Source organism: Novipirellula artificiosorum (assembly GCF_007860135.1).
Lineage (GTDB): Bacteria > Planctomycetota > Planctomycetia > Pirellulales > Pirellulaceae > Novipirellula_A > Novipirellula_A artificiosorum.
The window spans coordinates 37,855-47,758 of the sequence record NZ_SJPV01000025.1 but is presented as its reverse complement, the minus strand read 5'-3'; the positions used below and the strand labels follow the sequence as shown (position 1 = coordinate 47,758).

Below are 9,904 nucleotides of genomic sequence, written 5' to 3'. Positions count from 1 at the left end.
GGATAAGTCCCCGGAGCTGCAAGCGAAGTATCCTAGTTGTTGCGACTACGTCTGCCAGCAAGAACGGATTCGAGCAGCGGTGCGTCTGCTTAAGCAGTGGGACAAGTAGCGACGAATCAAGACAGGAGGCCCGATATGATCGTCTTGGCTTTGGTGTCACGGAAATTCGCACTCGCCAAGATGTCGATTGCACGCCTCAGTCAAATGCCAAATCTTGGGAAGCGTTGTCGGCCGAATGGACTAACTTCATCCTTGTCCAAGTCAACAGCATAGAAAGCCAAGTTCGCAGCACGAGTGTTGGCTCCCGAACTCTGCCTCGACGATCAGCAATTGATCCATATTCTCACATTCCTGGTCGGCGTCGGCGTCGGCAGAATGGCAACGCGGCAACACCCGTCACCGCCCAAATCGCAATCGAGATCGGCTCGGGGACGACGCCAGACTCTTGCGAGACGATGACGTTGTCGAGGTCAACCGTCGATATCAATTCGTCATCATCCCCCAGCAATTGGAAATCGATGGTCACTTCCTGTAATCCGAGGGACGAGATGTCCAGTGATACGCGCCTCATGCCACCAGGGAGATTTTCAACGGTGACGCCAGCGGCTTTATCCTCGAAACCGCTTGAGTCAAACGAGTAGAAGCCCGGAAGAAAAGGATCAATCGGATTGATGGGATCGAACAAGGAGTCGTATAAGGTTGCCTGAAAAGCGTCGAAGGCAGCGAAGGGGTCAGAGCTACCACCGGCGGCGCTACTAAACAAGAATTCGAACGATAATGTCGTTGCATCATTTGGTACCACAAACGTTTGCTGCAATTGCACTTCGTCGAGTGGTGAGGAAAGATCACTTGGATCAATCAGAAAGTCAGTGACTTGGAACCTTGCGAAACCGCCGCCATCGGTTGGCGCCGCATTGAAGAATGGATCGGTCGTCCACGCAGCAAACGGGGAGCCAGTGGCGTCTGAAAAGTCACCGTTCATCAAACCAGCAGATGCGGTCGGTGCCATGCAAGCCAAGACTGCTATCGCGATCAAGAACGACCAACGTGATCTTCGAGGTTTCATTGCTCAATTCCAGTATGGGTACAAACGAAATGCGTCTCGTGGCATCTATTTCTGTTCAGTGAGAGATCACTACTCTAGCCAAGTCAACTCGGTTTTCAAAACAAATTCAGTACTTTCGGAGCGACCGTCGGAATTCTCGTCGGACGCACGTTCGGTGTCATCGCCAATCGCTGGCTTGACCAATTTCGTTGCCTGTACAGCGTAATCGACGGACCGTCGTTCCGATTCGTCACGCTCCTCGATCCAATCCGCATAGACTCGATCAACGATTTGGTACTCCCTTCGGCTTTCGGATATCAACTCGCCTTGCGGCGGTTGGATAAACTCTGTGAGCGGTCGCCGACTCAGTTCGTTGATGACGTGCAATGCGTCCAACGCCGTCAAGTTTCCGTCTCCGCTGACATCCACCCACTTGCTTGCAGCCAAATCGATTGCCGTCGCCATATCGGCTGCGATCATATCGGTTCCCACAGACAGGTGGTTGATTACGTTGAGTGCATCGAGTGCCGATACATTTCCATCCGCATTGACGTCGTGGCGGTTGTTCGCGTTTTGGAAACTCGGCATCGGCAAACGACGTGAAACCACTTCGGATAGAGGAGTTAGCGATGGAGCGAAGTCGGCCAGAGTATCAACGACCCTTTCGCCCTGGGCAGCGTTGCCGTTGATGACGACCGCCTCCGCTCGCGGGACAAAACTGTAAGACTGGCGATAAGGAGGTTGGATGGCGACCACAACCGCCGCAGTGATCTGGCCCGGAGCCAGCGAGCCAATTCCTTCGAAGATGAAGTACGGGATTCCATCTTCGGTGCCAACTGCGTTCAGCACTGCCGTTCCAGTTGGTCCCAGTTCCGTTAATCGTAACTTGATGGGGTATTGTAGATTCACGTTCGATGTATTCGTGATCGCAGCATAGAATCCATAGACACCCGTTCGCCGATTGTATTGGCGTCCGTAGAAATCGATCGCAACACGATCCGTCACATCCTCTGGTTCGATCGTCGCAGCAGTGAACGTGAAGGACTCGGTGAACGCGACACTCGGGTTGGCGGCTTGATCCAGAATCGCACCGGCGGAAGTGGCCACGGAAACAACACCCTCGCTCAGTGACTCTCCATCGTCGTTGTACCAGTAGCGAACCAGCCCGCCGCCGAGGTTTTCGACGCGATCAATGTCGACTCCCGAGACGGTCACGTCGTCGTTGCCGTAGGTCGTGACATCGTTCCCGGCTGAGCCACGATCGGTCCAACGCACCTCGACATAGCCTTTGTCAACACTGACCGCCGAATTGGGCAGCGGATCACTGAGCACGCCCACGGGTCCGAGCGAGTCGAGCGTGAACGATTGTGAGAATGCGGCGTTCCCATTGCCCGCCACATCGCCCACCGAATCGGCTTCCGAGGCAACTTCGATGACGCCTTGTGGGAGCTTGTCACCGTCCTCGCCATACCAGTAGCGAACGATTTCTCCTTCGAGCACTTCATAGCGATCCACTGTCACTCCGGTGATCGTCACATCGAATTCATCGAAGTAGTTATGGAACAGCCCGGAAGTTCCCGCATCATCCCAGTCGATTTCGATGTAGCCGGCGTCAGTGTTGATCGTCGAACCAGCAGTCGGCGAGATCAGCGTGCCGGACGGAGCAAGCGAATCGAACCCGAAGGAATTGCTTGTCGCCTCGCTCGGATTGCCGGCCAGATCGGCGACGGAACCGTCTGGGAAGCTGACGACGACTTCGCCTTGTTGCAAGGCGTCCGCATCATCGTTGTACCAGTAGCGAACGTCGCCATCGGTAAGCAGTTCGATACGATCGATGGTGACTTCACTGACCGTGACGTCGCCGACGTCGATGCTGGCAGGATCCACACCCGCCAGTCCGCGGTCGGCCCAGTCGACGTCAACGTAGCCGGTATCAACATTGGTCCACTGATTCGCTCGAGGTGAAACCAGATCGCCAATCGGGCCCAGTCGATCGAGCGTGAAGCTGAACGTCGCAGCGGGCGATTGATTACCCGCCACGTCGCTGACCGCGCCGCTGGCGAGCACAACATCGATCGTACCATCGGGCAGCGTGTTTCCGTCGTCGTTGTACCAGTAGCGAATCTGGGCGTTGCCAAGATCTTCCAGTCGATCGATCGTGACTCCGGCGATGGAAATGTCGTTGATATCGAGTGTGGATGGGTCGATTCCCGACGGTCCGGCATCCGTCCAAGTCACGTCGACATAACCGGAATCGACATTGATCGTGGCTCCAGGCGTTGGCGAAACCAACTCGCCGCTGGGAAGTTGGCCGTCGTATGAGAACGTCGTACTGCCAGACTCATTCGTGTTGCCCGCTCGGTCAACGACCTCGCCACCCACGATCGTGACATTGACAGAGCCTTCGTTCAATTTGTCGCCGTCGCTGCCGTAGTGGTAACGGACGAGGCCGCCACCGAGATGCTGAGCCGAGTCGATCGTCACGCCCGACACCATGATATCGGCCGCGTCGAAGCTTAGTGAATCCAAGCCCGCTTCGCCGGCGTCGTTCCATTGAATCTCAACATAGCCGCGGTCGACGTTGGTAAAGAGACCAGCGACCGGCGTGGCGAGCGAACCACTGGGGATTTGACGGTCGACGATCACGTTGCGCGAGGCGATCGTCTCGGCATCTCCGTTGGTCGCTTTGACGCTGACCTTGTTCACACCCTCGAGGAGGTTGAGATCGTCGAAGCGGAAGGTACCGTCGGCGGCCCCGGTCGTCGATCCATCATCAAAACCGTCGCCATCGATGTCGATTGCCACAATGGCGCCAGCCAACGTCGAACCAACCACATCAACGGGAGCGATGCTGGTCACATCATCACCAATCGCCGCCGAGTCGCTGGCCGCATCGAGGGAGAAGCTCAAACTCGGCACTTCGCCGCTGATCAGTTTGATGTTGTCGATCGTGACGCTGCTGCCCGCATCACCAAATCCGAGCAAGTCAAAGTACAGGGTCGCCGGGGTGCCCGCCGGGACGCTGGACAGATCGACGGTCACGATCGTCGGCACGGCAGGCAATTTGTCGACACCCGACTGATTGACGTTGGGAACTCGTACCGAGTTGGCGAAGTACGTCGAGCCGTCGTACTGCAAGTTGAGCAGTGCGTCGGTGTTGGCCAGAGGTGCCGCGGTCCCCACCAGCGTTTGACCAGTCGCTGCGTCGAGCAACGCCACTTCAAAGGAATCTTCCGGCCCGCTGTCATTCCCAGCGAGATTCAGATCCACGATTTCAAACTGCAACGCGGTCACACCGGCGGGAACCGCAAACGTTTGTGTTAATCCCGACTGAAAACGTTCTCCTTCTCGAATCGTGATGGCGCCAGACTCAACCGTGGCATCGCCAGTGGTTTGCCAGCCGAAACCAGGCGAAGCGGGGCTTGCATCGGCAAAGTCGCCGTTGACGATGCCTTCCGGAGGAGCAAGCATCAAATACTCGACCGGCGAAACCACCAACTCGGCATCGGGCACGAGCACAAAATCACGAGGGTCTTGGCGTAGCTCGTCCACTTCGAGAGAGTTAATCACTTCCAGTGCATCGAGCGCAGTCACCCGGCCATCGCGATTGACATCCAGATACATCCAGGTCTTTGGCAGGGCCGAATCTTCCGAGAAATTCAAGCTTACCTGCCCGTCCAAATAGTTCACAACCGAAATCGCATCGGCGACTGTTGTCACACCATCACCGTTCACGTCCGTGGGACGAAGCACATTGTTCTGATAGACGTTCGTTGTTCCCACGCTCGCTGCCGGTGATTCGGCCGCAACGTCAATCCCAACCAAATCCTGTGCGGACGGCAGCCGTCGCACGCCGGGCGCGAGCGAATCGGACATCACCGAGCCAGTACGCTCGTTGTGCGGCAAGCCGAGAACATGCCCATACTCGTGTGACAGTGTCGTCAGTAAGTCGATCTTGCCATATGCCGGGCTCCCCAGCGGTGCGACGTACTGCTCCGTCGCTGGGTCCCAAACAAACTCCTCATGCAACTCCGAAGTCAGATCGACGAACCAGCCATAACCGGCAGCGTCGTCATCCATCATGATTGAAGCACGGCCATCTTCAGTTTCATTCGTCTGGGCGAGCACACCAACCTGGAGGGAGCTGACGCCTATCAACGAGTTATCTGACTGGAAAAGATCACGAGTCAATCCAGAGGCCACCCAAGTCCGGACGGTCGTCCCAGCAACTGCGCTTATGCTCCCCAGGTCTGTCCCCAAGCCAGGATCTGCCTCATTTTCGTCAAGTCTCGGCCCTTCTACTCGTAACTGATTGGCTCCCTCGATCTGAAACTCGAAGAGGGAGATCTTCTCAGGGATATCAAGATTGTCCAACGTGTACTTTGCACCACCGAGAGTGAAAAACTTTCCAAGTGCATGTAGCTCAACGCTGACGTCAAACTTCGTAGGCCTTAGGTCTCCAGATCCCGTGAGCTTCTTGAACTGGAACAGTGAGCCGCTTCCACTACCGAACAACGCGACCATCTGGAGATCGATATCAGCGGCGACGGCAAGAGTTCCTTCAGCACTAAGGAGGTCGAAGTCGAGTTTGAACGCGGAAACACCAACGCCTCCTCCGACCGTAACCGTGCCACCAACCGTACCGTTCGCCGTCAACTTCACGAAGGTCGCAGGTCCGTCCTTTTCAGCCAAGATCTTCGGTTTCCCTCCCGTCAAGTCTACGTAAAGACCGGCGCTAACATTGACGCTATTGAGCGCAGCAAACAGACTGCCTGCGAAGCCAACATTACCTTGAAGTCCGAAGATACCACTGACTGGAATTCGAAGCGTGCTCTTCTTGAGTGACTTCCCATCTGCCTCGAACCCACCAAAAGAGATTTCCCCCTTCGCTTTAGCCTTTGTTTCGGCCGTCAGCAGTGGGAATTCATTCGTTTTGAGTCGGATCCCATCGACCTTGAGAGTTACCTTATTCGGTTCGATGATATTGGGACTCTCTAGAATCCCCTTCAGGTCGTATTGACTATTGTAGACGTCGTAGCCAAGCAACTTCAGTTCCAGCCTAAGCTTGTCGGAATCTGCCGTGACGTCTTGTGTCACATCCCAAGATGCGATGACCTTGACATCCATGCCGGCCCTGATCTTCGTCGGCCTATCCGCGAATGGATTGAAGAGGCTTGGTTTGGGAGCGGGGTCCTCTTCCGAGAGGCCGTCCAGAATGGCCTGCGCCTTATTGGCCAGTGTTTCTAATGGTTCCGCTGTATGATCGACCGGAAACGTAAACATGAACTCATATGTACTCGTCTTCATATTGAAGGTCCGCTTGAGTTCCGAGCCCCCCTTCATCCAGGAAGGACGCTTGATCGACCGAAAGACAACTCGACGATCAGGTGCGTTACCGGTTTTCGACTCCGAGAACTGGCTTGCCGGACGGTCCGTGTCAAAGAGCTTCGTGGCGCTGCCGTTCGGTGCAAGAAACACCTGGTAATCAAAGCTCTCCTCGAGCGCGACATCGGGGAACTTAGACGAATTGAGCGAGAACTCTTTCGACGCTTCGCTTGTGGTTGCGAGTCCTTTTACCCGCAGAATCTCATCTCCCTTGACGCTTCTAAGTAACAGATCGATCTTCTTGTCATAGATCTCACGCCAAGGAATGTCTGGCAACCCATATCGAAAAGTGATTTCATGAGCCACGTCATTGTCGATGGGCTCGATCAGGCGGACCTTATGTACAGCGATGAAGTCGGGTGTCCCCGACTTGGCATCGAGTTTGAGCGTCACGAGGTCCGTGATGATGATCAAACCAGTGTAAGTCGCAACCACATTCCCTTTTGCATTGTAGGCCGTGACCTCCAGGCGATTCGTGCCGATCGATAGGACACTTTCGTTGACAACGTCACCTTCGAATATGACGGTCTTCGACTCGACCGGACGTTCCGCTTTCGCAACCGATTGATTCCCTGTTGCAAATACCTCGAAAACGATCTTTGTCGCCTCCTCCTGGCCCACTGCGTTGAGTTCGACACGATATTCATTGCTGATGTCGATTCCCCGCAAGTAGTTGCCAAACGTGGTCGGGCCGTTGCCTGTCAGGTCATAGTCGGCAACGACGGTAATCGACGACACTGCTTCCGCGTACTCGACACCTTTGACTCGCCCTAAGGGTAGCGGTGCGCCCGGCAAAGGGCTGATTGGCGGATCAAATTCCTTGATCTGTTCGAACGTGTTCTTATCTGGATTGAACGCATAATTCGCCCGTACGTCGATCTTTGGGTTGAGGTCATTGATTGGCGTCTTGGCCAGGTCAGATATGCCTTGCTCGGATGACCTTCTCTCTACTTCATCAATCATCTCCTTCGCGTCGTAGATGAAGACGCCGCCATGGGGAAAAGTCGTCTCATTGTTCTCTTCGACTTGGAACGTGTTCTGGTAGTGGACATAGAGATGTAGTCCGTCGTCGGAGAGTGTCAAATTATCTGGAAAGCCATTCGGTATTGGGCGTGTCGCCGCCACCAGGAAAGATGACTGCGGTTTCCGAAGGTCAATAATGCCGACGGTGCTACCAGCCGGAAGATCGGACGTGACTGTCACATAGTAGATGTCATAGGTTCGGTTCCCGTGGCTGCGACTCGGGACGTCGAAGTTCGGAAAGTTGTAGCCTAGAACGTACGCAAAATTCCCATCCGGCGAGAAAACAAAATCCTTGGCGTCGTTCACATTGAATGTGTCAGCAAGTCGAAAGTCTTTGCCCAGACCATCCTCGAGCGTATCGCCGAGAATGACAGGAACCGTGGTCGGTACTCCAAATGTTCTTTGTTGCGTATCGAATTCAAAAAAAGTAAACCCGCGCCGATCGGCAGACAGGTAGCCTGTCACGCCAATGCGATCGGTTGAATTCGAGATCGATACCGCATCCACATCCGAAACCGCGGCGGGGACCGAGACGAATGAATGCTCCAAATAGGTAGGACTCGTAATGTCGATATCAATCGCCACGAGTTTTCCATCTGGATATGTTCCCGTTTTCCCACCGCTTTCAAAGCCGGACCAGATCGTTGGTGCCGTTAGAAATAGTGTTGGATGTGTGGTACTCGCGCCCAAGCTCATGCCGCGGATGCCGACCGAATCGCCAAGATCGAGATCCAAGTGTATGACTTTGTGATAATCCTTGGACTTAGGGTCGATGCCGATGACGTACACTCGGTTGAACTTCGATTTGTTGTCCTTTTCCTCGATCTTGTACCGTTCTCCAACGTAGGCGTACTGCTGCTTTGCATCCAACACAATGTCATAGGGAGAACTGCCTTCTTCCAGCGCTATGGTTGCGACAGTTCGCATCGCAAGTGTATCGATGACCGAAATAATACCCTTGCCGAGGTGACTGTCCTTTCCTTTCCCGGTCACATAAGTTCGTGAGTCACGCGTCGTTGCTTGACGTTGGGCGAAATCACCGATGTCTACCTTCGCCAGCAACGTTGGACTAGACCGATCAGCTCCCGTCTCAAACACACTCAATTTGTCTTCGTCCGAGACGATCGAGAAGAACTGGTCTTTCTGCCGTGAAAACGTGAGCGTATCGCTGTATTGATCTGTCGCCGTGTTAAGCTTCTTCACATAGTGGATCAACGAAACACTTGCGGTGCCAATCGCGATCTCCTCTGGGATGGGTACACCCGCCTCATTGAACGGGACATCCTTGAACGTCGTTCCGTCCTTGAGCGTGTATCCAACCTGGAACCGCACAACGGCAGTCTCGCCAGCCTCCGGCTCAAGCCGGACTCCAGTCAACTTGATTTTTGCATTAGGTCCGATGTCGATGAGGCTTGCGGACGTGATCTCGGGAGCCGGTTCGCGGTTGCTGTCTCCCGCGGCCGCTTCTTTGCGATTGATGCCCTTGGCTATGGAAATCTCAAGCGTCTTGATCGAGGGAGTGCCAACAGCCGGAACGCTGGTCAGTTCATAGGGCCTGACTCCTATGCATGCCGACAACGTCAAGCCACCACCAGCTGCAGATATTCCCGTTGCCACAGCGCCAATCAATGCAGTGCCAGCGCTCTGCGAAAGGAAGGACGTGCCGCCTGAAACCAAGCCACTCACCAAGAGCGAGAGAATTGCCAAATCGCAGCCTAGACTGGCGAACACGTGCGTCCCGTTCTCGATCACGCCTGGGAACGGTTCCGAGTTCGTTCGCGCGAATCCGTCGGCGCCGACATACGCGATTTCTTCTTGCAACAGCGCGGGACGCGGATTGCCATCGGCATCGGGAATCGAGTCGTATCGATAGACAATCAATTGGGTTCCAGCAGGAAACTCCGATGAGACCGGAATCGCAAGCTGGACAGGGAACGCCAGCGCCGATTCGTCGAGATCGATCTGAAGCGCTCCAGCAAAACTGAGTTCACTCGGTAGGGGAAACGGCAAACTGCTTTCGGCGAGTGGTGTGATTCCCGCGGTGACAGTTTCTCCGAGCGCACCAGGAGCCACCTGAAGCAGCGAACCGTCGCTTGCGATGAGCACGCCCCCATCGGCTCCGATTGGTACGGTTCCCGATTGTGCCGCAAAGACAGCAACATTGATGACCTGCTCCGCGCCACCGCCAATCACGGTAACCGTCGTCGTGCCTGAACCGACCGACGTGATCAAACCGTCCGCGCTAACTGCAACCACATTCGGGTCGCTGACGAAGTATTGGATGTCCGAGGGAATCGTCGGTTCCAGGAAGTCACCGTTGCCAGTGACTTGTATCTGTCGAATTCCACCATTCAATGGAATCGAAACACTGAGTGGGTAAACTCTCAGGTCAGACTGCGTCAGCTCCGGCTCCGGATTCGTGGGCGAGTAGACGTTGAGAACGGTGACCGC

General features: G+C 55.0%; 2 protein-coding genes (1 of these 2 cut by a window edge). Both read right to left on the bottom strand.

What is annotated here, in order from left to right:
- Window positions 1-343: 343 nt before the first annotated feature.
- Complete coding sequence (locus tag Poly41_RS32000) at window positions 344-1,066, bottom strand: hypothetical protein (RefSeq protein WP_146531448.1); 723 nt, start codon at window positions 1,064-1,066, stop codon at window positions 344-346.
- A 69-nt stretch (window positions 1,067-1,135) separates the two neighbouring features.
- Window positions 1,136-9,904 carry the final stretch of a CARDB domain-containing protein gene (locus Poly41_RS31995; RefSeq protein WP_146531447.1) on the bottom strand. 20,145 nt of this gene lie beyond the right edge of the window, so the window shows 8,769 of its 28,914 coding nt (coding positions 20,146-28,914); the start codon falls outside the window, past its right edge; the stop codon is at window positions 1,136-1,138.

Excerpts from the sequence above, each read along its gene's own strand:
- Poly41_RS32000 (WP_146531448.1), bottom strand. The coding sequence starts at position 1,066 with ATGAAACCTCGAAGATCACGTTGGTCGTTCTTGATCGCGATAGCAGTC.